This window comes from Rhodococcus sp. NPDC057014 (assembly GCF_042673295.1).
Taxonomy (GTDB): domain Bacteria; phylum Actinomycetota; class Actinomycetes; order Mycobacteriales; family Mycobacteriaceae; genus Rhodococcus_F.
In genome coordinates this window covers 1-2200 of sequence record NZ_JBHUSF010000588.1, presented here as the reverse complement: position 1 = coordinate 2200, position 2200 = coordinate 1, and the positions used below count along the sequence as shown (strand labels likewise).

The 2200-nt window shown below is 65.6% G+C and carries 4 protein-coding genes; 1 reads left to right on the top strand and 3 read right to left on the bottom strand.

The annotated features are described in order from the left end of the window. Nucleotides 1-18: 18 nt before the first annotated feature. Complete coding sequence (locus tag ACFTZB_RS45155) at nucleotides 19-771, bottom strand: FadR/GntR family transcriptional regulator (protein ID WP_378442451.1); 753 nt, start codon at nucleotides 769-771, stop codon at nucleotides 19-21. A 107-nt stretch (nucleotides 772-878) separates the two neighbouring features. Beyond that, nucleotides 879-1130 (bottom strand): hypothetical protein, encoded by a 252-nt coding sequence (locus ACFTZB_RS45150; RefSeq protein ID WP_378442449.1) that lies wholly within the window; start codon nucleotides 1128-1130, stop codon nucleotides 879-881. Here ACFTZB_RS45150 and ACFTZB_RS45145 point away from each other — a divergent pair. Then, the gene (locus tag ACFTZB_RS45145) at nucleotides 1123-1425 is read left to right on the top strand and encodes a pyridoxamine 5'-phosphate oxidase family protein (RefSeq protein ID WP_378442447.1); all 303 of its coding nucleotides are present in this window, start codon (nucleotides 1123-1125) and stop codon (nucleotides 1423-1425) included. The genes ACFTZB_RS45150 and ACFTZB_RS45145 overlap by 8 nt on opposite strands. A 23-nt stretch (nucleotides 1426-1448) precedes the next feature. Here the strand turns inward: ACFTZB_RS45145 and ACFTZB_RS45140 are convergent. After that, nucleotides 1449-2200 (bottom strand): SDR family NAD(P)-dependent oxidoreductase (locus ACFTZB_RS45140; RefSeq protein ID WP_378442445.1); only part of this gene is annotated, 752 nt, incomplete at its 5' end.

The following is a 2200-nucleotide window of genomic DNA, read 5'->3' as shown; positions in this document are numbered from 1 at the left end:
GGGTAAAGGGGGAGTGGGTCAGTGGACGCCGGCGGTGAGGAAGGCCGGCAGTTGCCGGTGCGGGGTTCGCTGGAGAACGTCCGCGACGATGCTCTCGAAATGGCCGAGATGCCGGTACATCTCCTGTTCGATCTCGACAGGGTCGCCCCGCTTGAGCGCTGCCAACGTCGCTTCGTGCAACTCCACCCCGCATTCGTAGTCTTCCGGTGTGCGCAACATCATGTCGTGGACGGGGGCGAGCTCCTTTTCCAGTCCCTTCATCATCGCCTCGAGGGACGGGTTGCCCGCGGCGCGCCAGATGGTCCGGTGGAACAGCAGCTCGGCCTGAGCTGCCCGTGCGAGGTTGTCCTTGTGGGCGCGCAGTAGATCGATCGAGTGTTGCATCAGCTGGTAGTGCTCGTCGGTGGCGCGCACGGCGGCCAGTTGCGCCACGCGCGGTTCGAGGGTCTTGCGCGCCTCCAGGATGCGGAAGATCTCGTCGGCCTGGAGGGGGTCGGCCTCCGGCAAATTCTCGAGGCCCTCGGGAATCCAGATCGAGATCACCTCGGGGTTGCCGTGCCGACCCGGGCGGCTGCGGAGGATGCCCGCCTCGACGAGCTTGGAGATCGCGCTGCTGACCGTCGGACGCGAGACGTCCATCTGTGCGGCGAGCACCCGCTCCCCGGGCAGGACATCGCCTTCGCGCAGCTCGCCGGACTTGATGCGGTCGATGATCTGGTGCATGACGTCGCCGCCCGCGCTTCGGCTCCGTACCGGCCTGAAGTCCCTCACCTTTGCCTCCTTGTACGTTGCCGTGCCTGCTCCATTCCATGGTAAGACATCTGCCAAATATGGCCAGTCATTGTGTCCGATGAAGAAGCGGATCGGTTGCGGTCCCGCTACAGGGGTGACGCACCCGCCAGCACTGCGATCGCATCCGTGGTGAGACCGAGGGTGGCGACGAGGATGCCGACGAGGGCCCACAGCGATGCGGACTCGTCGTCATCTGTGGAGTGGGTCGCAGCGCCCAGAAGGTCGGCGGCGAGTTCACCGACGCCCAGGACGACGGCGAGTCCCGGCATCCAGAACGTCAAGACGGACAGCGTGCCGAACACCATCCCGACAATGGGGAGTAGGAGAGCGATGTCCAACTTCTGGATGGATGCCGAGGGACGGCGTCGGTTCCTCAGCGAGAAGCACGTGGCGGTGATTGCTGTCGCCCGCGACGGCGCGGCGACCCTGGCGGTGCCGGTCTGGTACCGGCTCGACGAGTCGGGGGACCTCCTCGTGTGGACAGAACGCGGCACCATCAAGGAACGACTGGTCCGCGCAAGCGGTCGCCTCAGCCTTCTCGTCCAGGACGAAAACCCGCCGTATCGATACGTCAGCGCGGAGGGACCGGCCACGATCGTCGACACTCACAAACGTAGAAACAGCTCCACGTAGAACAGCTCCCTGTATGCCGCGGGTCAGTTCGTGTACAGCGCCGCGCCGAGTCCGCCGTCGACGACGATGGCCGCGCCGTTGACGAACGACGCGTCGTCCGAGACGAGGAACCGCACCACATTGGCGACTTCCGCGGGTTCGGCGATCCGCTCCATCGGATAGGCGGAGGCAATTTCCTGCCGTGCCAGCTCAGGGTCGGCATGGGCAGCGAAGTACTGCTGGACCATCGGGGTGTTCATGTCACCGGGAAGCACTGCGTTGGCGCGGATTCCGGCGCGCGCCAGTCGGCGTGTGACGGCGATGCTGCGTGTGAGTCCGAGAACCGCATGCTTACTGGCGGTATATGCGGTCAGCATCGGGTCTGCGCTCACCGACAGGACGGAGGCGATGTTGACGATGCTTCCTCCGCGGCCGTGTCGCAGCATTGTGGCTGCGGCATGTTTGCACACCCAGAAGGGGGCGCGCACGTTCGTCAGGTCGATGGCGTCCCAGTCCTCGTTCGTGGTCTCCAGAAAGTTCCGTTCGATCTGACGTCCGGCATTGTTGACCACGAAGTCGAGGGTTCCGAAGCTGGTCTCGACGTGTGTGAGGGCCTCGACCACGCTCGGCTCGTCCGTGACATCGGCCTGTAAGGCAACGACGGTCCCGTGCAGCCCCCGGGCCATCTGCGCGGTTTCCTGCAAGGTGTCGGCGTTGCGGCTCAGGGCGATGACGTTGGCGCCGTGGGCGGCCAGCGCCAGCACTGTTGCCCGGCCGAGACCACCGGAAGCGCCGG

What these genes read in the sequence shown, in the direction of transcription:
- ACFTZB_RS45145 (WP_378442447.1), top strand. Translation starts at nt 1,123, where the DNA reads ATGTCCAACTTCTGGATGGATGCCGAGGGACGGCGTCGGTTCCTCAGC.